The organism is Paenibacillus sp. GSMTC-2017, from assembly GCF_016019935.1.
Taxonomy (GTDB): domain Bacteria; phylum Bacillota; class Bacilli; order Paenibacillales; family Paenibacillaceae; genus Pristimantibacillus.
In genome coordinates this window covers 495,303-516,653 of the sequence record NZ_JAECMT010000004.1, presented here as the reverse complement: position 1 = coordinate 516,653, position 21,351 = coordinate 495,303, and the positions used below count along the sequence as shown (strand labels likewise).

Genomic DNA, 21,351 nt, shown 5'->3' with positions numbered 1-21,351 from the left:
AATATCTATTTTACATTAACGAAATATTATTTCAAAACTTTTTATCAAAATGATTGTTTTGTTGCAATTTTAATTGTCTGAACGTAAGGTGCGTGCTACAATGTCATCATAATTCGGTTCATAGATCTCTAACTATTGCGGCAAAGGATGAGTGAAAATGATGAACAACACGTTGAAAATCGCAATTATCGGAGCAGGAAGCACATATACACCTGAGCTTATGGAAGGCATTATTAAACGCAAAGATGTTTTACCTCTCCAAGAACTTGCCCTTATGGATATTGACGAAAGAAAACTAGATATCGTTGGCGGTTTATGTGAACGGATGGTGGAAGCCGCTGGCATGGACTGCAAAGTGGTTAAAACACAAATCTTAGACGATGCACTTCGTGGTGCTGACTTCGTCCTTGGACAAATTCGTGTAGGCAAGCTGCCAGCACGCGTTCAAGACGAACTAATCCCTCTAAAATATGGCTTGATTGGCCAAGAAACATGTGGCATTGGCGGATTTTTTAAAGCGATGCGTACCATTCCGGTCGTACTAGATATTGCGAAACGAATGGAAATTCTTTGTCCAGATGCTTGGCTCATCAACTTCTCCAACCCTGCGGGCATCATTACAGAAGCCGTTCTTAATCATACAAATGTGAAAATGTTAGGTCTATGCAATGTACCGTACAATATGTTCAAAAGTATCCGCGAAACGCTTGAACTTCCAGATGCTAATCTGACTTATGTTGGTCTCAACCATCTGAGCTGGATTACAGCTATCGAACATGAAGGTAAAGACTATTTAAAAAATGCGCTCGAAATGGGACTAAACAGCGAGACGATGAAAAACATTCCGTCTAGTGGATTTAGTAAGGAGCTCGTTCAATTAGTAGGCGCAATCCCATCATCGTATATGGAATATTACTATTTTAAAGATAAAAAACTTAATTTGTTGAAAGAAAGCGAACAAACTCGTGGTGAGAAATGTATGGCTATCGAGGAAGAGCTTCTAGAGATTTACTCCAATGCTGAGCTTCACTCGAAACCGGAACTGCTCGCTTCCCGTGGTGGAGCCAATTACTCCGAAGTAGCGATCAGTCTAGTAGATGCGATCTTTAACGATAAGCAAGAATTGCACGTCGTCAATCTACTAAACAATGGAGCACTTCCTTTTATGGAAGATACCGATGCGATTGAGGTTGGGGCTATTATTGGGAAAGACGGCGCCAAACCGGTTCGTCTGCCAGAGTTCAACAACCGCCATATTATTGATTATATGCGCATGATAAAAGCTTACGAGAGAGAAACGGTCGTAGCAGCGGTAGAAGGTAGTGAAGAAGCGGCTATGCGGGCATTAATGATGAATCCACTTGTTGCTGACTACCAGACTGCACATGATTGTTTCCAAGAGCTAAAGGAAGCTCATCGTAACTATCTACCGCAATTTTCTCAAGGGGACTAGGACTGTTATGGCTAAGCAGTATGTAATCGGCGTCGATGGAGGAAATAGCAAAACAGACTATTACCTGTTCCATGTAAATGGTGATTTCAAGGATCATATTCGTGCGGGAACTTGTAGCCATGAGCGGTTCCCGGGCGGCTATGAAAGTGCATGGAAAGAGATGAATGAACAAATCGGACTGTTGCTCTCGCGTAATGGGCTATCGATGGAGGACATCGCTTCGGGAGCTTTCGGACTTGCAGGAGCAGATATTCCATCGCAGAAAGAGAAGCTTAACGAAGTCATTGAGCGAATCGGATTTACCAACTACGCTATGGACAACGACTCTTTCCTTGGTATCAAAGCGGGTAGCGACAAGGGATATGGCATCTGCTCGATAAATGGTTCTGGTGCTTGCACAGGCGGCATTTCGCCTAGTGGTGAGCGACTGCAAGTTGGCGGCGTTGGTAGCGAGCTCGCTGGTGACGAAGGCGGCGGATTCTTCTTAGCGAGGAGGGTGCTTCGTACAATCTACGACTCATTCTATCGCTTAGGCCCGAAGACAACGATGGCAGCACCAGTAATGAAACTGCTCGGAGTACCAGGCAAGGATCGTTTTATGGAGCGAGCTTTGGAAGGTATGGTTGCTAGAACGCTACCTAATACTGAAATCGTGACGATCCTATTCTCGGCCGCGGAGAATGGCGATGCTGTCGCGATGAACATCGTAAGTCAATCAGCATTGCAGATGGCTTACTCTACAGCAGGCTGTTTGCGTCAACTCGACTTCGGCACAGAATCCGCAGACATTATTATGGCTGGCTCCGTCTGGGTAAAGGCAAAATCACCAGTGATGCGCGATCTCTATAAACGATATGTCAATGAACTTGCTGGACGCGAATGCCGCTATATTTTATTAGAAGTTCCTCCCGCGGCAGGGGCTGTTTTGTGGGCGTTGGAGTTAACAAATGGTGGAGCAGTTGAACCGGAAATACGGGAAAAGGTAATAGTAGCGGTTAGCTAGTTTCATCACTCATAAAGTTAATGGGCTATTTTCAAGCAGATTCACTAACTTGAAGATAGCCTATTCCTGCTTATAACTAGCCTAGGTAGTCGGAATTGTATGCGTGTCGATTACTAAACCACTTGTAAAAGAAAAGAAGAACAACAAATAAAGTTGGCACTAGAGATGCAATTGCGGTCGACCATAACGATCGGCTGCTTTTTCATCAACAAATCAAACTCGCCGAAGGTTTGTCTCCGTACCGCTAACCTGATTTTCTCGGTTACATCAGTGAGACGAACACTTCACCAACCACTTTACACAAAATCTTCTTTTACTAAATCTGCATTAACGCCAATCGCGGCTTTACTACCTTCACCAGCAGCAATACTCGCTTGAGCTGGAGCTATAATTGAATTGTCCCCTGCAGCATAAACCCCAAATACACTCGTTCGCCCAAGCCCATCTGTATGTATACCGCCGTTTTCATTCATTAAGCAACCTAGACTTTCGGCAAAGTGAGAGGCTTGCTTCCAATAAGGTGAAACAAAACCTCCCGTACGTTGAACTTCTCTACCACCAACAAATCGCAAGCCACGTAGTATGCCATCTTCACCTACCAAAGAAGCGATTCGTTCATGCGAGACTACGATTCCTTTGTGGCGAAGCCCAGACAACTCATTATCCCTTAACTCATTACTGCCATTCGTACACAAAAGAATATCCTTACTCCACTGATATGCTAATCTTGTTAATGTAAAAGCATTTTCTCCCTCTGCGATAATGACTAATGGTTTATCTCGCAACTCCCATCCATCGCAATAAGGACAACTAAATAAACTTCTGCCATAAAAGCTATGGATATAAGGTATTTCAGGCAAAGATTCTTTTAAACCTGTCGCCAATATTAGTTTACGAGCGTAGAAGACACCTCCATCCCCACCAGCTGTCTGTAGTTGAAAACCTCCGTTTACTCTCCAAATACTAATTACTCTATTCCGATCTATCTTCACTCCTGGATATTGAACAATATCTTGCCAAGCAAGAGCGCGAAAGTGGTCTGGACTTACGCCATCCCGCGTTAGAAATCCGTGCATATGTCTTGTCACTGCATTTCGTGGCTTGTTATCATCGAACAGAATAACACTCCTTCTCGCTCTTCCCAGCAACAAAGCTGCGTTCAAGCCAGCTGGGCCACCACCTACAATAGCACAATCTACAATCATTTCGGTTCCTCCCTTCAAACCCTAATTCCAACAATAACGATTATAGAATGTATACCCTTTATTTATATCGTTTGGTTTGGATAGTCATGCTTACGATGTAAAAAAGGAGTCAGCTCAACTATCTACTTGAGCTAACTCCTTTTTAGTTACGATACAGCTCGAAGACAATCATCTAAAACATCTTAAACAGCTCAACAGCTATGTAAATCGCTACAATCCAAATAATGATAGCCGATATTTTATTGATTACTTTTAGGAGAGTACCCTTAGTATCAAAGTTACCAACTACTTTTCCTGCTATCGCAAGACTTAGAAACCATAACCAAGAAATAATAATACAAGCTGTAGTGAAAGCTATCTTTTCTGATCCTGAATAGTTCAATGAACTTGTTCCAATTACACCCACAGTATCAATGATAGCGTGGGGATTAAGAAGAGACACTGAAATAGCTATCATTATCTGTTTCTTAGGCGACATGGCTCCTTCCTTTTGATTAAGAGCTACGGGATCACTTCTCCAAATCGACCACCCCATATATAGAAGAAATAAAAGTCCTACAGTAAAGATGACAGTTTGCAGCGCGGGTACAGATAATACGATAACCGAAACCCCAAGCGTCGCTAGCAAAATAAGTATAGTGTCACAAAGTGATGCTGTAATGACGACTGGGAGTGCTTTTCTAAACTTTGGCTGAGAAACCCCTTGATTAAATACAAATACGTTTTGCGCTCCAAGGGGAAGAATTAGCCCGAAAGCTAATACGATTCCATGAAGTATTGCTGCTAACATAATGTTCTCCCTCTCTCCCCATTCATTTCTTAACAATCCATCCGATTATTATAGCAATTTTTAGGTGATTGGGAATAAATGAAATTGTTTAAAACTTACAGAGATCAAACTAGATTCTATGTTACAATCCTCTGTATTCAAAAATCTTCTCACTTCGATGCCGTTCCCTCCTACTCCATTTAAGAACTCAATTACATCGTAAGAGAATCGGAATACAACAATAAGAACTGGTAAATATCATTTTATTGTCTTAATTCGAAATAGGAATAATAAGTTCAATAGACAAAGAGGTGTAAATACTATCATAAATTCAGCAAGAGTTTGCTTCGTATGGATGTTGTCAAAGTTAAACAAATATCCTATAAGCCAAAATACATTACTGAGAGATAAGATAACTAAAAAAGACCTAAGTATTACTTTTCTCATCTTATCACCTCATTATTGTACAGAACTGTATCTACACTTTATAGATACAAAAAGTAAAAATAAAGTTGCATAAAACACACAAAAACATCGCCCAAGTTATACTACTCTTGAAGCGATGTTTTCATATCTAATACTATTCAATTAACAATCCGACTCTAGCAGAGTAGTTATCGCATTTCAATTAACTAGGCCGCACAACCGTAAATATATCGCCAAGCTTCGAGTAGTCATTTCCCGCCAAGCGGCTGACAGGCCGCAGGCCAATCGCATCTATACGCCCTTTCTCGTATAGTGCATCATCAATGTGGAAATGGACGACGCGGCCAATCAGTAAATCACATGAAGGTGATCCTTCGGAACCGCCTAGCGGCAAAGCTTGCTCCAGCACACATTCCATACGAATTTTAGCTTCAGCTATCCCTGGCACATCGATGACTGTACTAGCAATAGCCTTCAGCCCAGCTACTTCAACTTCACTCACATTCGGAGGCAGATTTGCCGCCGTCTCATTAATGGCTTCAATGTAAAGCTCATCCGCTATATGAGCAACGAACTGCCCACGACTTATAGCATTGCGCGCCGTATCCTTCTGCTCACCATTCCTCCGTTGCACGGACACAGCTATCATCGGAGGATCAGCTGTCACAATGTTAAAGAAGCTAAAAGGTGCCGCATTCAGCACCCCTTCCTCGGAGAGCGTTGATACAAATGCGATTGGACGCGGGATGATACTGCCAATCAACAACTTATAGTTGTCCTGCACGCTCTGGTCCTTTGGATCAATAGAAATCATCATTGAATCGCTCCCTCAGCCGCTACTTATTTATTTCCAAATGTCCGCCCAAACCATTCGGTTGCCGCAGCAGCTTCTGAGCTAGTTAATTGATGACCGAACCGTTCCCAATGCACTTCAACTTCTGCTCCCGCTCCAGCTAGCAAGCTCTCAAGCTCCCTCGTCTCTTGCGGAGTACAGATCGGATCATTTTCTCCTGCCCCAATAAAACAAGGCAATCCCGTCATATCAGGGATAACGACATCTCTAATCGGAACCATCGGATGATGCAAAATCGCGCCTTTCAAAGCATCTTTATACTGGAATAACAAACTTCCCGCAATATTTGCTCCGTTAGAATAGCCGACTGCTACAACATTACTCCGATCGAATCCGTAATCAACCGCGGCTTGATTAAGAAAATCGTTAAGCTCCCCTGTACGGAAGATTAAATCTTCAATATCAAATACACCTTCCGCTAACCGTCGGAAAAATCTCGGCATACCATTTTCTAGCACGTTACCCCGAACGCTAAGTACAGAAGAAGCAGGCGAAATCATATTAGCAAGCGGAAGCAAATCCCGCTCCGTACCACCCGTTCCATGCAACAATAGCAATACTGGCGCCGATTCATCTGTACCCTTAGTAAATAAATGTTTCATACTTATTTCATCTCCAATTCTCTTACTTCAAATGGCAATAGCAACTTCTCAATTTCCGAACGATGTTTTTCATACCATGCAGGCAACATTAGTTTCTCACCAAGGTGCAGGGCTTCTTCATCTTTTGCAAATCCTGGTGGATCTGTCGCGATTTCAAACAGGATTCCACCTTCCTCACGGAAGTAGATCGCATTAAAGTATTGTCTATCCACAATCGGAGTAGGCTGAAACCCGCTTGCTGCTACATGTTGTCTCCACGCTTCATGTTCCACATCATCTTTTGCTCTCCATGCAATATGGTGAACAGTGCCGCTACCACCAGAACCCGGCGCCATTACTTCCACATTCACATCAATAATATTGCCTAGATCACCGAACGCTTTGTAACGTACGAACCCTGCGTCTTCTCCCACTTTTTCAAGTCCCATCACATTTTCGAGCAACTTACCTGTGGAAGAAGGAGCAGTACTGAACAATACAGCTCCACCAAATCCTTTAATCGCCATATCCGCCGGAATACCTCCAAAAGACCACTTGCTAAGCTGACCCTCTTCTCTCGCAACGATTTCCCCTCTGAGACCATCTGGATCAGTAAACTGTAAATATTGCTCACCAAAGCGCTCTGTTTCTTGCGCTTCTACACCAAGTTTCGTTAAACGCTCTCTCCAAAATGAGTAAGCACCCGCTGGTACAACATAACTTGTAATACCAACCTGCCCACCGCCTACGCGACCTTTACGAGACTCTGCCCATGGGAAGAAAGTAATGATCGTGCCTGGACTTCCAACATCATCACCGAAGTACAGGTGGTACACTTCTGGCGCATCAAAGTTAATCGTTTTTTTCACTAACCGTAGTCCTAATACACCTGCGTAAAAATCCGTCGTTTGTTGCGGGTTGCGTACAAAAGCTGTAATATGATGAATTCCCGCCGTCTTTGTTGTTGTATTCGTTGACATAATCAATCACTCCTCATTATTTTTAATCTTAATATTAAGATATATAGTCTGCACATACAGTGCGTTCAACCAGCTTCACTAATGTGCTATTTGAACGACTGCTGTGCGAATTTACCAAGTTTCTTAAGTAGGTCGCTTGCGAGTTTCTTTTCTTCCGGTGTAAGTCCTCCGGCCGCTTGCTCAATTACAGTAGTATGACCAGGAAAGATATCTTCTATAAATCGACTTCCTTCATCCGTAATTTCAGCATAGATCAATCTGCGGTCTTCCGTAGAAGCACGTCTACGACAGAGGCCCTTCTTCTCCAGCTTATCTATCACATAAGTAATATTGCCACTGCTCATTAGCACCTTGCCGCCAATTTGTTGCAACGGCTGATAACCTTTATGATAGAGCAGTTCAAGAACACCAAATTCTGTTCTATTCAGTCCATGCTGGCGAATATCCCGATCCGCGTGTGCATTGACCCATTGACTTGCTCTGGATAGCGCGATGAACAATTCCAATGATTCATTTGATGTTTGTTCCGCCATATTAGCCACCTCTTATCTCTACAATTGCGATATCTTAAATTAAAGATATCAAACACAAACCAATAAGTCAACCCTGTACATTTCGAATCTAATCCTACATATTTACGTGCTCTTATTCGACTTTTGCTTTTTAAAAAACTTGCGAATTGCGTGTATGGCTAATAATACTAGCGGAAGAATTAGTCCATACGTAGCCACATAGGGCAACCAGATATCCTTATTATAAGCGTTAGAATGAAGAATATTAGGATGCACGATCAAGGAAAGAACAACTAAGATGATACCAAACGGAAATACGAGGATACGATGGTCCTTCATCTTCATTACTTGTGCAAAACCTCTACTAGAAGCATAGAAATAACATGACATTTTGAAATACATCGAAATAAACCACAAGCCTGCCATTACAATTTCAATACGTTGCAGGAAGTTGCCTACATTTATTTTTTTGGCCAATGAATAGCTCGGGTACGTTTGTCTTGCGGTTGTATCAGCATCAAGAACTAGTATACACAAAGCTATAATAATAATTAAGACGATCCCTGCGGTGAGAAGACCTGTATAAAATGCCACTCGACCTTCCTTCAATCGGTTCACAGAAACAGGAAATATCATCAAAAGTACAATAGGTGTAAACGCAAACGTACTTGCAAAAAATAGACTTGCTTTTATCAATGACGTTGTACTAGTCTCCATAATAGGCTTTATATTATCTAAGTCAATTTGCGGCGACACGAAAATAACTAATACTAGAAACAACACAACGAACAGTGGAAATAACATCTCCGCTGCACGAGTAAGTGTTTCAATACCAAGCCGCGCCCCCATAACAACGACACTTGCTAATACGATATTAATAGCTTCGACTGGTGTTTCTGGCATAATCATTGTGGTCAGAAAATTTCCTGTAAAATAGATAAGCTCTGAAGCTGTTACAATAGTGAAGAACACAAATATTAAACCCGCCGCTTTACCAATCCATAATCCAAACAATGTCTCCATCATTTCAACCAAACTCTTGTTTGGGTACAAGCTGCCAACCGCATTAAATAACATAACAAGCAACAGTCCGAGCCCTACACCTAAGATCGCTGCAAGCCAAGAATCTTGGCTAACTTCTTCTGCAAGTCCAGATGGTACAATGAGTATAGTTGTGCCTATAGAAAACAATGCCACTAGTATCCCAAACTGTCTACCGCTTACTTTCTCTGCACCTGCCATGAGCTGTTACCTCCTCGCTGCTTTATATCAGCACACCATTTAACATCTCGCTTATAGGCGTGTATATTTTAATAATCCAATCAATAGGGTTCGGTATTAAAACATGCAAGCTTTCAGCAATGCCCATACTCGTCCCAATTAGAAGTAGACTTGAGAAAACCCATAGCTCCTTCACTTTCCGCTTCTTAATAAGAGTAGGCATCTCGTAGAAAGCGATACACAGAGCTAAAACGATTAATCCGATGACAGATAACATACCTATACTACTCCTTCATTTCGTTAAGAAAAGAATTACCAACCGTTCCTATACGCCTTATCCTAACATCCACAGTAACCTTCATAGGCAAATCCAAAAAGTGTTCATCCCAGTTCTCTTCTACCTTTGCCCAGTATTTAGGGTCAGCACGATGAATAGCTTCCCCAAAGCCGAAAATATCACTATTCAACTTTTTTGCTTTTAGAAATGTGCGTTCTGTATTTTTAATAATTACTCCCTCTACGATCTTCTCAAGCTCCTTAATCGTTTCTACTTTGGAGAAATCGATCTTGCACTCTACTTCCCCAACATTCGCCTCCGTACGCATGAATACCTCAATTTCAGGTTTTCCCCCTTTTACTTTACCTTTAACGTTTGTCTTAGATCGAATAACCTCCACACCTAATAAACCGCCGTTTGGACATTTGATTTCCACAATTGTACTCTTTAGCTTGTCTGTAATATTGCTGTATCCCTTGCTTTCATTTTCGTTCAGCCAGCCAACCAACTTATCCCCTTTAAAGACTGCAACTCCCTGGTATTTCAAGTTCACAGGAGTATCCGGCTTCTCCAAATTTTTTCTGCTGGTGCCTGCTTTCGAGCTGCCATCTATTTGTATACCTGTCAGAGCCACCTCTTTACCTTTGTTCACGATATCGGTGATAAGTTGGTCCATATGGACAGAAACCGTTGGTGCCCATGCCTTCTCCGATACTTCTAGAGACGAGAACATTTTGCTCGCTGGAATCTTTTCCATAGGTGTCAAAATGTCCAACACTTCAATTGCCCTAGCATCCTTAGCTATCACTAAATAAAAGTCTGTACGGGCCTCTGGATCTCGAGAAAAGAGATCTAGTGCTTCAGCTATCCCTTCCTTCGCTAATTCTTCACTTATGATAAACATACGAAGATGGGCAAAATACAGCTTTCTAGGCGTCACCGTAGTCATCTTTCTTATCGCCTCAAAGATGGTATCTCCTGTCTCATGGTACGTTGTTACCGGTGAGCTTCCACTAGTCCCCTTGTTAGCGGACACCTCGGCAGGATCTACAACCTGAACGGATACAAGATACTTTTCACCTTGCTTATCAATACCAATCGCTGCCACAATAGCAAGATCATTGAGTTCACGACGATTCCAACAGCCTGTCGTGAACACCATTACGGCACAAATACATATGATTAGGAGCATGTTGCGCATCACGATGTTGTATCCTCCTATACTTCTACTTCGTAATAATTATCTAGCATTTGGCTTTTTCGATGACGGACTACTATCCCGTGTTATATTTTTCTGGCTCATTAATCGAGGACGTGTCGTCATTAGCCATTGCGGTAACCTAAAGATGGCATCCTTCTGATCAGAAAGAACGAGCGGTGCAAATGGACTCATATAAGGCACCCCGAATGTGCGTAAGCTGCACAGATGTAGTACGAGCGCTATGACACCTACCGCAATTCCAAATATTCCGAACGAAGCTGCAAGACCCATTAACGGGAATCGCAACATTCGAATCGTATTTGCCAAGTTGTAAGATGGAAATACGAAGCTCGCAATCGCTGTCGTCGATACAACGATAACCATGGCAGCCGATACAATTCCTGCTTCTACTGCAGCTTGACCGATAACTAGTGTTCCTACGATAGATACTGCAGGTCCGATTGTTCTTGGCATACGGAGACCTGCCTCACGCAAAATCTCAAAAGCTACCTCCATCATAAGTGCTTCAATAAAAGCTGGAAACGGAATTCCCTCACGCTGCGCAACAAGGCTTATGAGCAATTGCGTCGGCAACATCTCTTGATGATATGTTGTAATAGCTACATATAAGGATGGTCCGAATAAGGCAATAAAAACACCCAAATACCGTAAAAGTCGAATGAGCGTGCTTACATCTGCGCGATGGTAATAATCTTCGGCTGAATGCATAAAAGAAACGAATAGTGCTGGAACAACGAGGACAAACGGTGTTCCGTCAACAAAAATAGCAACTTTCCCTTCCAGAAGTTCAGCTGCAATTACATCAGGACGTTCCGAGTTATAAACCGTTGGAAACGGTGTGTACGCTTCATCTTCAATCAATTCCTCGATATATCCGCTCTCCAATATAGCGTCAATATCGATCCGATTTAGCCGTATACGAACTTCCTCTACAATCTCGTCACTTACGATCCCTTTTATATACATGATCGCCACATCCGTCTGAGTAACACGACCAATATGTTTCGTTTCCATCCATAAATTAGGGTCCTTAATCTTCCGGCGTACTAGAGCAGTATTCGTCCGAATACTTTCCGAAAAAGCTTCCCTTGGCCCTCGAATGACCGATTCAGCCGAAGGCTCCGTTACACCACGGTCTTTCCATCCTTGTGTACTAGCTGAAATCCCCTTATTGTAACCGTCGACTAGTATAATCGTTTCGCCTGACAATAAAGCATGGAACAACTTTTTGAAATCACTTAATTCTAAAATTTCTCCCGTAGTCAAAGCGTATTTCTCTAATATAGTGATGACATTATCAGTGGGGAAGTGTGTCTCCTCCGTATCAGACATTCGAAGATCTTTTAGCAACGCACCCATGATGAACTCATCAATAATTTTTTTGTCCGCCAAACCGTCCGTATATATAATCGCTATTGCTTGATTACCATCTTGGCCTACTCCGATGACCCGAAAAACAATATCGGTACTGTTTCCTAGATCACGTTTGATCTTCCCTATATTTTCATCCAGGTTTGCAAAGAGCGGGACGGTATCACCATTCTCTTTTATATTGCTTCTATGTGCGGATGAGGAGTTTTTTTCGGTACTTTTTATTCTCATTGATGAAGTCTCCCTTAGCTGGTCTTCGCTACTAATCCATTATTCCCCTGACAAGTTGAAATTAGACATTACATGCGCTGTATCGCGGCTGTCCTCGTATGCTCCTTATCACAATTTTCTTTACTGAATTTCTCACTTGACTACGCTTCAATACGCGAGTATTATGATTAACAACAAATGGTATATATTCAAAGCCATGATGGGAAATAGTAGCTTATATGCGAATGTTTAAAGCGAGTCGGCGATTGGTGAGAGGTCCGGCGCATCGCAATTTGTGAATGGGTCCCCTCGCTTCAAACCGAACCTTTGCTTGCGCAGAGTAGTAGGCTTTGACGGAATCTCCTCCGTTATCTATGGGAGACATGAACGAAAGTATGCAAGCAGCTGTAGCTGTTTTGCTCCGTTTATGGCAAAGAGCGGTCTAATGGCCGAATTCGGGTGGTATCGCGGAGCTAACGCTTCGTCCCTTTCAAGGGGACGTGGCGTTTTTTTGTTGCCCGGAACGATTCTCAGCTTTAATCTAATCCAGCCCAATACACATGAAAAGTGAGGTTTTGAACATGAAAAGACTATTATCCGGCATCAAACCAAGCGGTGATCTCAATATCGGCGGCTACGTCGGTGCACTTCGCCAGTTCGTTAAGCTGCAAGAAGAGTACGAAGGGTTCTTCTTTGTACCTGATTTGCATGCGATCACTGTACCTCAAGATCCTAAAGAGTTAAGAGAACGTTCACGCCAAATTGCTGCCCTTTACATTGCAGCTGGAGTAGATCCTGAAAGAAACACCATCTTCATGCAATCACAAGTACCAGCCCACGCTGAACTTGGTTGGATTATGGAAACACAAGCTCATTTCGGCGAGATGAGCCGTATGACACAATTCAAAGAAAAATCAGATGGCAAAGATGCTGTCAGCTCTGCCTTATTTACTTACCCTGCTCTAATGGCAGCGGACATTCTCCTTTATCAATCGACCCATGTCCCAGTCGGAGAAGACCAGAAGCAACATTTGGAGCTGACACGTGATCTCGCGAATCGCTTTAACAATCGCTTCGGCAAGACGTTTACTATTCCTGAACCAGTCATTCAAGAGATTGGCGCGCGGGTAATGGGGTTAGATGATCCATCTAGCAAAATGAGCAAAAGCAATCCGAACAAGAGCAGCTATGTACTTCTTCTTGATGCTCCGGCAGACATTCGTAAGAAGTTTGCAAGAGCCGTTACCGACTCCGATATGAGTGTACGTTACGACTGGGAAGCTAAACCTGCGGTGAGCAATTTGATCGAGATCTATTCCGTGTTTTCGGATGAGGCTATTCCTGTTATCGAGAAACGTTATGAGGGGCAAGGTTATGGCACCTTCAAAAAGGACTTGGCAGAGGTCGTCATTACGAAGCTAACTCCGTTGCAGGAGAAATATAATGAATTGATTCAATCCGAAGAGCTTGATCGAATTTTGCAAGAGGGCGCTCGTAAAGCTTCGCAGGAAGCACATAAGACGCTTGATGCAGCTAAAAAAGCGATGGGGCTACTAACTTACTAATCCATTGCAACAGCAAATAGCGTGATTCCCTTGTGAGAAGGAAGTCACGCTTTTTTGTTTAATTTATTGAGGTTCCGCAGGCTCTACCACTCATTCAAAGTTGTATCAACTGCATGCTCTATACCTTCCAATACTCTCATAGTAGGAAGTTGAGAGTCAGTGACTGGTTCATCCACCAAAGCGATTGGCTTTGGTGTTACGATTTCTGGTGATCTTGTGGTGACTGGTAATTTCTCACCTTGCGTGGCGTTTTCTTGATCGTTCTTAGCATCCTTATTGCATCCCACAAGCAATAATGTAACCATCACAACAATCGTTACTGAACCAACCATTTTTGTATACTTTCCATCCCTAAGTTCACCTATCGCCACCACCACCAAGCCCCCACAGACCATTTTCTTATATAACGAAATTTAACAGATTATGGTTGCTACGGGTGTGAACAATATTTTTAACTGACGATGCATTTCTGATCTATCTTTATAAGATTAACCTATTTCCCACCATCTTCTCCTTGGATAATTGCCTTGTCCAATTGCAATACTTTCTCCGATTAGTGGCGTAGTGATACGAACCCCTCGGCGCTCAGCTTCCTTAGTCACTCGCTTCGCTGGATCATCCCAATCGTGGAGTGCTAAAGTGAAGCTACCCCAGTGAATTGGCAGAAGTACATCACCGCGTACATCCTCATGCGCTAGTACCGTCTGCTCCGGCAACATATGTATGGCTGCCCATTTCTCATCGTATTGTCCGCATTCCATCATCGTAAGATCAAAGGGACCATAACGCTCGCCAATCTCCTTAAAGTGAGGCCCATAGCCGCTATCCCCACAAAAAAATATCCGAGCATCCTTGCCATGAATAGTCCAAGAACACCACAATGTGTGGTCTCTATCCATCATGCTCCGTCCAGAGAAATGGCGGGCAGGTGTACAAGCAAGTTTAACGCCTTGCAACTCTATTTCATCCCACCAGTTAAGTTCAGTAATAAGCTCTGGCTTAACTCCCCAACGCCGTAGATGTTGCCCTACCCCTAACGGTACGATAAAATGCCCTACTTTCGTCTTCAACGCTCGAATCGAATTATAATCCAGATGATCGTAATGATCATGTGAGATCAATACGTAATCAATGTGCGGAAAATCTGCTGGCTCCATCGGAAGCTTGCGACCAAATCGTTTGCCTCCGATAAAAGGTACAGGTGATGGTGCGTTGCCAAACATCGGATCAATCAGAATAGTAAGCTCATCCATTTGCAGCAATGCAGCAGAATGACCAAACCAAATTAATCTTGGATGGAATGGGCGCTGTAAATCTTCCTTTTTTAAATATACAGTTGGTAGCTGAGCATTCGGCTTTCTGCTTGGACTACCTTTAACAAACTCCCAAGCGACAGGTAACATATCTTTTATATTGGTAGTCATCTTTGTAGTAATGGGATAGTTGAATCTTTTACCATCATAATGAGGCAATTGTGCAAACTGTATTCGCTGCTCCGAAGATACCCTTCCACCAAAAGCAGGCATGACCATCTGAACAAGAGGAATAGCAATTAGTATAAAAAAGATAATCGCAACAATTGTTAATGCAACAACCATGGCTTTCCCTCCGTCTATTTTTGTATAATATACCCATATCTTTCTAAGTCTTCGTTATAATTATCGCTCACATAACTAGGAGGATCAAGTCCGCATGATGAACTCATCTGTTGTAATTGGCATTGATGGAGGCGGTACGCATACGCGCGTTATGGTATGCGATCTTGAAGGAAACGAACTTGCTTATGTTGAAGGAAAAGGTGCAGCATCTATTATTAAAGATAAACATGCAGTTCACAACGTGCAAACGGCTATTGCTGATGCGCTATCTTCAGCTAATCGTACAACGAGTGATGTCTGCCATCTAGTTGCTGGCATTGCAGGATTCGATACGCCGGAAGCACTATCTTGGGTCACTGAACTTACAAAGCTCCCGGGCTTGGATTGCTCCAAAACACATGTAAATGACGCCGTTTCCGCACATGCTGGCGCCCTACTCGCAAAACCTGGCATTATCGTCATATCAGGCACTGGATCTATTATTGTTGGCTTTACGGAATCCGGAAGGAAAATTAGTAATTATGACTTTCATCATTATGCTTTGAGTGCTGCAAGGTCGATCGCATATGAGACAGTCTACGAGATATTAGCTGGTAATTGGGATGCTTCGGATGAGCCTTTAATTAAGCAAATGCTCCTCCACTTTGAAGTTGATAGTTTACATACGATGGCTGAGCTTGCGTTCGAAGGCTTCAATTCAGATAAGAGAGCACGGAACAAAACATTTGGGCAATTTGCTCCTTACGTAACCGTTGCAGCGGAGAATGGCAGTTCAGTTGCACAACTAATCTGTAAGCGAGCTGCTGAGCAGCTAAAGACGGGCATCGAAGTGATGGGGACAGCTTTCTCAAGCGAAAAAGTAGATATAGCCTTTATTGGCGGTGTAATATCTAGCCCCTACATGACTGGGTTACTGGGTGATTTACTTCAGAATGGAAAGAATAGACGTTATGTCGTTAAGTCGCCTGAACTACCTCCTGTTGTAGGATCTGTTTTGTTAGCTTTAAAAGCGATTGGCGCACCTTCTCCCGAAGGGGCGATCTTAAAGCGTCTTTCGTATTCATAACAGATGAGCTATGCCAAGCAAAAAAAACCGAGGGGAATTCCCCCTCGGTTCATGCGTCCGCACTATTTTATAGGAAAATCGCACCTAGAATACACACGACCACGATACCCGTTATGCCCTGTACTAAAGTAGCCATCGTTTGCGCTTTGTAGGCGGTTTTTAAGTTCATGCCAGAGAACTGTGATACAACCCAGAAGTAGGAATCGTTCACATGACTGACCGCCATCGCACCAGAACCAATCGCCATAACCGTCAAAATTTGTCCGAGCGGAATAGTCCCCATCATCTCCATTAATCCAAGCGAAGGCATTAATGGCATCATAATTGTCGATGTAATAATTAGTGCCGCAGTCGAGCTTCCTTGAGCGGTTTTCAGCACTGCTGCAATGATGAACGCAAGAATCAAAGCGCCTACGCCGACCATAGCTGCATTGTCAGCAACTAATGATTTCACGTAATCCGCAATTGGAGTCGCCTTAATAACAGCTCCGAGCGCCCCACCTGCACCAGTAATCATAATGATGATAGCTGCATCCAGTAAACCTTCGCCCATTAGCTTAGTCAAGTTCTCCTCGTCACGTTTAGGTAGCAGAGTGAAGATTGCGAGCAATACGCCCGCGAATAATGCATTAACTGGAGCCCCTAAGAAAGTAAATAGTGTGTGTGCGAAGCCAGTCATCAACATTTCTTTGTTTCCATCTACATCTGTACCTACAGGGAAGTTAGCAACGGAGCCAAGTGCCAGCAATAGAAGTGGTAAGGCAATTGGACCAAATGCAGCCCAAGTAGAAGGCAACTTGCCGAATCTTTCTTTGTATTGTTCAAATGTTTCTGTTGCTTCTTCCATCGTCGAAGGAAGTTTGCTTGCTACTCTTCGAGCCCAAATATGTCCTGCAAGTGCTACTGGAATAGAGACGATCATACCGATAATGATGACCCAGAAAAGGCCTGATGGTCCAATACCTACATTCGTTGCAGCCGCAATCGGACCTGGAGTTGGTGGAACAAGTGTATGTGTTGCATACAAGCCTGTTGATAGTGCAACGGAAAGGGTAACGACGCTAACACCAGAACGTTTAGCAAGTGATTTCTTAAGCGAAGATAAGATAACGTAACCTGAATCGCAGAATACAGGAATGGAGACGATCCAGCCGATAATCGACATAGCGATTGCAGGATGGCGATCACCCAATAAGCGGAGAACAACTTCTGCCATTTTGATAGCTGCACCTGTCTTCTCAAGCACTTTTCCAATAATTGTACCGAAGATGATGACAAGACCGATACTAGTTATAATACCACCAAAACCTGAAGTGATTGTCGCTCCTATATCCGCAATAATCGGAAGCTCTTGCCCAGACATCTTACCGATAAGGTTCGTACCTAATGCAAAGATATACGTCGAAGCTACGATGGACAGGAACGGATGAAGTTTCCATTTCGCAGTAGCAAATACAATAAAGAGAATACAAGCGAATAACAAACCGAGAATAATTGGGCCTAGCTGAATAATTTCTGGGCTAATTTCCGTCGTCATACACAAACCCCCTAATGATTAGTTTGAATGATACGAATGACTTGTTCCGCTGCCGCTTCTAGAAGCGGTGTTGTCTCTGCCATCGCTTGTTCTAGCGACATTGGACGATTTACTATGCTGAATACTGCTGATACGCCATGTTCGTAGAGAACATCAATCCCATCTCCAATCGAACCTGCCAATATGACGACTGGTACATTGTGAGATTGAGCGATCTTAGCGACTCCGTATGGTGTTTTCCCTCTAACGGTCTGAGCATCTACTCGGCCCTCACCTGTAATAACAAGATCAGCATCCTGAATTTCCTCCGCTAACGCTGAAACTCTAGCAACGATCGAAACGCCAGACTCCAACTTGCCATTTAGGAAAGCTAATATTCCACCTGCAAGCCCCCCAGCAGCACCAGTTCCCGGAATCGTATGAATCGCGATGCCTCGCGTTTGCTCGATAACATTAGCAAAATGCTCCAAGTTGTCATCAAGCTGCTTCACCATATCCGTTGTTGCACCTTTTTGCGGGCCAAATACAGCTGAGGCCCCCTTCTCACCGATGAATGGATTATCCACATCACATGCGATAATAAACTCACATTCGCTTAAACGTGAATCCATTTCATTGGTACAAATCGTTTCGAGACGTTCGAGCTCTCCACCGCCAAACCCGATTTGTAAACCTTCCTTATCTAGTAGTCCAGCACCAAGTGCTTGCAGCATGCCGGCTCCACCATCATTTGTTGCGCTTCCCCCCAATGCCAGAATGAACTGACGGCAACCTTGATCTAGCGCTGCTACAATTAATTGCCCGAAGCCGAATGTTGTTGTCAGAAGGGGATTACGTTCATGACTTTCGATGAGATACAATCCCGATGACATTGCCATCTCGATGATGCAAGTCGTGCCATTTCCTAATATGCCGTATCCGGAATCGATTTGTCGTCCCAAAGGGTTAAACACGACTTCGCTAACGAATTTACCTTTTGTCGTACTTATTAAGCAGTCCATCGTTCCTTCGCCGCCATCAGCCATCGGAATAACTTTGACAATGCTTTCAGGTTTGGCTCTTTTTATTCCTTTTTCTATAGCAGCACCCGCCTCTTGTGCAGATAAACTCCCTTTGAACGAATCTGGTGCGATTACAATTTTCATCCTTTACAACCTCCTCTTGCAGCAACCTTCTTCTTAATACTTCCCATTATAGGAGCGCATGCCGAATCTCAACAATGTACAAAACGCACAAGAAAGCGCTTTATATAAAGCGCTTTCTTGTGCGTTTAATACAATTCGCAAGACTCCACTTTGTGCTTATTCCTTCGTTTCTTGAATTCTGTACAACATTAGCGCTAATTGAATACGCATCGCTTGCCGGAACTGTCTTGGGTCCTCCCCGATAAAAGTTGCAACACGATCAAGTCGATAGAGTAACGTATTTCGATGAATCCCTATAACATTTGCTGCTGTGTTAACATTCATATTATAGTCATAGAAAGCTTGTACTGTTTCAAGCAGATTGGGATGCTGAACAAGTTCCCCAAGCACTTGCGAAATAAGCTGCTTCGCAGAACCATCTGTTATTTCTGAAAGGACGAGCTGGAGCGCAGAATCCTCTATGTGAAAAACAGCTCCCGTCCGTGATTCCTTCCCTGATATATCTAACATTTTGACCGTTTCATAAAATGATTCTCCAACATCGCCGATATCTGCACATAGTCTGCCAACTGCAACATACACAGCCGCTTGAAACCATTCTGTAACAAGCGTGTTAATTTTCTCTGCAATATCAAGGAGCGCTTTTTTGGCATGCCGATTCGTTTTGTAAACCGATGCATCCGCAAGAATCATCCACCTACCGCGCCCAATTTGAGCAACTAACGTCTCTTTCGGACTTGGGAACAACGCTGCAATTTCTTTAAATCTCACAATGTATTCCTTCGTATCATCAAGCACATTCATTTGAACGAGAAGAATGACCCGTGGCAATCGCAGATTCACACCAAGAAGCTCGCCTCTCGTATAAAGGCTGTCCTTCATCGTTTGATCCGCCTTAGCGTTCATAATGAGTTCCTGCACCAAATACATCTTGGAGCGTTCTTTCATCTCCACTTGCTCGGACAAATAGGATTGTTGCAATAGCAGCTCCGTCATCATACGAACAGCACGTCCGAAAGGTACAACCTCCCTCTCATGGCCCGTAATGCCAATTACACCGACTACTTCCGTATGGAAGTATATCGGCATATTAATTCCCGGCTTACTTCCCGCCCAGCGTCCAGCTTGCTCCTCAGTAATCGTCATTTCTTCGCCCCGACGAACGACCTCTGCCGCTCCTTCATGAAGCATTCCGATCCGCTCAGGATCACTCGAACTAATAATAATGCCGTGCTTGTCCATCACGTTCATATTTAGTTCAGTCAGTTCTTTCGTCTTTTTGACGATAAGATCAGCAATCTTTCTCGTTATTCTCATGCAGCCTCCTGCAACTTATTCTTCTAAAATAATACGGACACGAACTCACCTAAATCGTATGGTTATCGGATTAAAAAGTAAAGCCCCTCGATCTTCCGATGATCGAGGGGCTTTATGGAAAGAGTGACTACGCTTGCCGACTATCTGCGTAAACCGCCATCGCATCACGCATGAAGAGTGCTAAACCTTCACCGAACTTATCGATATTTTTCGTAAATCGCACATCGTCTACATACATTTGACCGAGTCCCTTGAATGCATCCAACGAATAGGTCCCCATTTCACTCAGCAGAACATACCATTCTCCAATCGCCGATTGTGCTGCATCAGATGCTGGATCGTCGTGGCGAAGCGCTGCAAGCTTTCGATATAGCTCGTTGAACGACTCTTGAAATTGTTGAGTTGACCCGGTTTTTTTCTTTTCTTCTAGTGTAGCGTTGGAATCGTCAACTGCCTTATCGCCCCACCGTTCTCTTGCTTCTTGCTCATACGGATTGTTACTGAAATCAAACCCTTGAAATTTTTCGTTATTAGACATTGTAATGCCTCCTTTAGCATGTTCAATCGTCTTTGCTACCGTCTTTAATAGCTGGTCCAGCTGATTTCGTTTTTCTTGAAGCATTTTTTCGTGCATAGTCAACGCTTCCAGTCGATCAAAGGATGGACTTAAGACGATTTCTTTTATTTTTTTCAAAGGAAAATCGAGCTCGCGGAAAAATAAAATTTGCTGCAGCAACTCCAGATTCCGCTCTGAGTACAAGCGATACCCAGCTTCCGTCAATTGGTCAGGAATAAGTAAACCAATTTCATCGTAATGATGCAGTGTGCGCACACTGATCCCTACTAAATCTGCAACTTCCTTTACCTTCATAGCGTTCCCGCCTCCCTCTGTTATTCACTTTAAAATATCACGCAACGTGAGAGTCAATAGGTTAGTTAATTTTTTTTGATTTCTTTAATTAGCTAATAAGATATTGGAAGCCAAACAATATACAATTGCCTTGATGCATGCGCCCACGCCAATTGTTGATTCTTTTTAT

At 43.2% G+C, this 21,351-nt stretch carries 20 protein-coding genes and 1 other annotated feature; of the genes, 4 read left to right on the top strand and 16 right to left on the bottom strand.

The features are described from left to right. Window positions 1-157 precede the first annotated feature (157 nt). Together I6N90_RS18350 and I6N90_RS18345 are read left to right on the top strand one after the other, a co-directional pair. Window positions 158-1,453, top strand: coding sequence for a 6-phospho-beta-glucosidase (locus I6N90_RS18350; protein ID WP_232243092.1), 1,296 nt, complete (start codon window positions 158-160; stop codon window positions 1,451-1,453). A 7-nt stretch (window positions 1,454-1,460) separates the two neighbouring features. After that, entirely contained in the window at window positions 1,461-2,456 is a 996-nt protein-coding gene (locus tag I6N90_RS18345) for an N-acetylglucosamine kinase (RefSeq protein ID WP_197937062.1), read from the top strand. Window positions 2,457-2,752: 296 nt separating this feature from the next. Here the strand turns inward: I6N90_RS18345 and I6N90_RS18340 are convergent, their stop codons facing one another. The 10 genes from I6N90_RS18340 to I6N90_RS18295 all read right to left on the bottom strand — a co-directional run bounded on the left by I6N90_RS18340 (window position 2,753) and on the right by I6N90_RS18295 (window position 12,104). Beyond that, window positions 2,753-3,661, bottom strand: a complete 909-nt coding sequence (locus I6N90_RS18340; protein ID WP_197937061.1) for an NAD(P)/FAD-dependent oxidoreductase — start codon at window positions 3,659-3,661, stop codon at window positions 2,753-2,755. Window positions 3,662-3,833: 172 nt separating this feature from the next. Beyond that, complete coding sequence (locus tag I6N90_RS18335) at window positions 3,834-4,451, bottom strand: LysE/ArgO family amino acid transporter (protein WP_197937060.1); 618 nt, start codon at window positions 4,449-4,451, stop codon at window positions 3,834-3,836. 607 nt (window positions 4,452-5,058) lie between these two features. Further along, on the bottom strand, window positions 5,059-5,670 hold the full coding sequence (locus I6N90_RS18330; protein ID WP_197937211.1) for a flavin reductase family protein: 612 nt from the start codon (window positions 5,668-5,670) through the stop codon (window positions 5,059-5,061). Window positions 5,671-5,696: 26 nt separating this feature from the next. After that, window positions 5,697-6,311 carry an alpha/beta hydrolase gene (locus I6N90_RS18325; protein ID WP_197937059.1) on the bottom strand — a complete coding sequence of 205 codons (615 nt, stop codon included), beginning with the start codon at window positions 6,309-6,311 and terminating at the stop codon, window positions 5,697-5,699. Between the two features lie 2 nt (window positions 6,312-6,313). Beyond that, window positions 6,314-7,270, bottom strand: coding sequence for a ring-cleaving dioxygenase (locus tag I6N90_RS18320; RefSeq protein ID WP_197937058.1), 957 nt, complete (start codon window positions 7,268-7,270; stop codon window positions 6,314-6,316). Window positions 7,271-7,356: 86 nt separating this feature from the next. Further along, window positions 7,357-7,803, bottom strand: coding sequence for a MarR family winged helix-turn-helix transcriptional regulator (locus I6N90_RS18315; protein ID WP_197937057.1), 447 nt, complete (start codon window positions 7,801-7,803; stop codon window positions 7,357-7,359). A gap of 102 nt (window positions 7,804-7,905) precedes the next feature. Next, window positions 7,906-9,024: a GerAB/ArcD/ProY family transporter gene (locus I6N90_RS18310; protein WP_197937056.1), complete on the bottom strand. Its 1,119-nt coding sequence runs from the start codon at window positions 9,022-9,024 to the stop codon at window positions 7,906-7,908. 22 nt (window positions 9,025-9,046) lie between these two features. Next, on the bottom strand, window positions 9,047-9,280 hold the full coding sequence (locus tag I6N90_RS18305) for a hypothetical protein (protein WP_197937055.1): 234 nt from the start codon (window positions 9,278-9,280) through the stop codon (window positions 9,047-9,049). 7 nt (window positions 9,281-9,287) lie between these two features. Beyond that, the gene (locus tag I6N90_RS18300; protein ID WP_197937210.1) at window positions 9,288-10,481 is read right to left on the bottom strand and encodes a Ger(x)C family spore germination protein; all 1,194 of its coding nucleotides are present in this window, start codon (window positions 10,479-10,481) and stop codon (window positions 9,288-9,290) included. Between the two features lie 39 nt (window positions 10,482-10,520). Then, window positions 10,521-12,104 (bottom strand): spore germination protein, encoded by a 1,584-nt coding sequence (locus I6N90_RS18295; protein ID WP_197937054.1) that lies wholly within the window; start codon window positions 12,102-12,104, stop codon window positions 10,521-10,523. A gap of 187 nt (window positions 12,105-12,291) precedes the next feature. Beyond that, window positions 12,292-12,575 (top strand) — a binding site (T-box leader). Window positions 12,576-12,664: 89 nt separating this feature from the next. Between I6N90_RS18295 and trpS the strand changes: the two genes are divergently transcribed. Next, window positions 12,665-13,648 carry a tryptophan--tRNA ligase gene (trpS, locus tag I6N90_RS18290; RefSeq protein WP_197937053.1) on the top strand — a complete coding sequence of 328 codons (984 nt, stop codon included), beginning with the start codon at window positions 12,665-12,667 and terminating at the stop codon, window positions 13,646-13,648. Between the two features lie 83 nt (window positions 13,649-13,731). On the opposite strand, the gene I6N90_RS18285 is transcribed toward trpS, so the two are convergent. Continuing rightward, window positions 13,732-14,022 carry a hypothetical protein gene (locus I6N90_RS18285; protein WP_197937052.1) on the bottom strand — a complete coding sequence of 97 codons (291 nt, stop codon included), beginning with the start codon at window positions 14,020-14,022 and terminating at the stop codon, window positions 13,732-13,734. 114 nt (window positions 14,023-14,136) lie between these two features. Continuing rightward, the gene (locus I6N90_RS18280) at window positions 14,137-15,072 is read right to left on the bottom strand and encodes an MBL fold metallo-hydrolase (RefSeq protein WP_442950971.1); all 936 of its coding nucleotides are present in this window, start codon (window positions 15,070-15,072) and stop codon (window positions 14,137-14,139) included. A gap of 268 nt (window positions 15,073-15,340) precedes the next feature. Here I6N90_RS18280 and I6N90_RS18275 point away from each other — a divergent pair, with 268 nt between their 5' ends. Then, entirely contained in the window at window positions 15,341-16,312 is a 972-nt protein-coding gene (locus tag I6N90_RS18275; RefSeq protein ID WP_197937050.1) for a BadF/BadG/BcrA/BcrD ATPase family protein, read from the top strand. Window positions 16,313-16,379: 67 nt separating this feature from the next. On the opposite strand, the gene I6N90_RS18270 is transcribed toward I6N90_RS18275, so the two are convergent. From I6N90_RS18270 to I6N90_RS18255, 4 genes are all read right to left on the bottom strand, one after another. Beyond that, complete coding sequence (locus tag I6N90_RS18270) at window positions 16,380-17,807, bottom strand: GntP family permease (protein WP_442950970.1); 1,428 nt, start codon at window positions 17,805-17,807, stop codon at window positions 16,380-16,382. Between the two features lie 53 nt (window positions 17,808-17,860). Next, the gene (locus tag I6N90_RS18265) at window positions 17,861-18,994 is read right to left on the bottom strand and encodes a glycerate kinase family protein (RefSeq protein ID WP_197937048.1); all 1,134 of its coding nucleotides are present in this window, start codon (window positions 18,992-18,994) and stop codon (window positions 17,861-17,863) included. A 156-nt stretch (window positions 18,995-19,150) separates the two neighbouring features. Next, window positions 19,151-20,311: a CdaR family transcriptional regulator gene (locus tag I6N90_RS18260; protein ID WP_197937047.1), complete on the bottom strand. Its 1,161-nt coding sequence runs from the start codon at window positions 20,309-20,311 to the stop codon at window positions 19,151-19,153. Window positions 20,312-20,438: 127 nt separating this feature from the next. Continuing rightward, on the bottom strand, window positions 20,439-21,182 hold the full coding sequence (locus I6N90_RS18255; RefSeq protein ID WP_197937046.1) for a MerR family transcriptional regulator: 744 nt from the start codon (window positions 21,180-21,182) through the stop codon (window positions 20,439-20,441). Between the last annotated feature and the right edge of the window lie 169 nt (window positions 21,183-21,351).

Bases quoted from the DNA above. Each gene is read 5' to 3' on its own strand.
- I6N90_RS18260 (WP_197937047.1), bottom strand. From the start codon at position 20,311: ATGAGAATAACGAGAAAGATTGCTGATCTTATCGTCAAAAAGACGAAA.
- I6N90_RS18350 (WP_232243092.1), top strand. From the start codon at position 158: ATGATGAACAACACGTTGAAAATCGCAATTATCGGAGCAGGAAGCACA.
- I6N90_RS18320 (WP_197937058.1), bottom strand. From the start codon at position 7,270: ATGTCAACGAATACAACAACAAAGACGGCGGGAATTCATCATATTACA.
- I6N90_RS18275 (WP_197937050.1), top strand. From the start codon at position 15,341: ATGATGAACTCATCTGTTGTAATTGGCATTGATGGAGGCGGTACGCAT.
- I6N90_RS18305 (WP_197937055.1), bottom strand. From the start codon at position 9,280: ATGTTATCTGTCATCGGATTAATCGTTTTAGCTCTGTGTATCGCTTTC.
- I6N90_RS18295 (WP_197937054.1), bottom strand. From the start codon at position 12,104: ATGAGAATAAAAAGTACCGAAAAAAACTCCTCATCCGCACATAGAAGC.
- I6N90_RS18325 (WP_197937059.1), bottom strand. From the start codon at position 6,311: ATGAAACATTTATTTACTAAGGGTACAGATGAATCGGCGCCAGTATTG.
- I6N90_RS18310 (WP_197937056.1), bottom strand. From the start codon at position 9,024: ATGGCAGGTGCAGAGAAAGTAAGCGGTAGACAGTTTGGGATACTAGTG.
- I6N90_RS18330 (WP_197937211.1), bottom strand. From the start codon at position 5,670: ATGATTTCTATTGATCCAAAGGACCAGAGCGTGCAGGACAACTATAAG.
- I6N90_RS18300 (WP_197937210.1), bottom strand. From the start codon at position 10,481: ATGCGCAACATGCTCCTAATCATATGTATTTGTGCCGTAATGGTGTTC.
- I6N90_RS18345 (WP_197937062.1), top strand. From the start codon at position 1,461: ATGGCTAAGCAGTATGTAATCGGCGTCGATGGAGGAAATAGCAAAACA.
- I6N90_RS18315 (WP_197937057.1), bottom strand. From the start codon at position 7,803: ATGGCGGAACAAACATCAAATGAATCATTGGAATTGTTCATCGCGCTA.
- I6N90_RS18340 (WP_197937061.1), bottom strand. From the start codon at position 3,661: ATGATTGTAGATTGTGCTATTGTAGGTGGTGGCCCAGCTGGCTTGAAC.
- I6N90_RS18335 (WP_197937060.1), bottom strand. From the start codon at position 4,451: ATGTTAGCAGCAATACTTCATGGAATCGTATTAGCTTTCGGGCTAATT.
- trpS (WP_197937053.1), top strand. From the start codon at position 12,665: ATGAAAAGACTATTATCCGGCATCAAACCAAGCGGTGATCTCAATATC.
- I6N90_RS18280 (WP_442950971.1), bottom strand. From the start codon at position 15,072: ATGACTACCAATATAAAAGATATGTTACCTGTCGCTTGGGAGTTTGTT.
- I6N90_RS18255 (WP_197937046.1), bottom strand. From the start codon at position 21,182: ATGAAGGTAAAGGAAGTTGCAGATTTAGTAGGGATCAGTGTGCGCACA.
- I6N90_RS18265 (WP_197937048.1), bottom strand. From the start codon at position 18,994: ATGAAAATTGTAATCGCACCAGATTCGTTCAAAGGGAGTTTATCTGCA.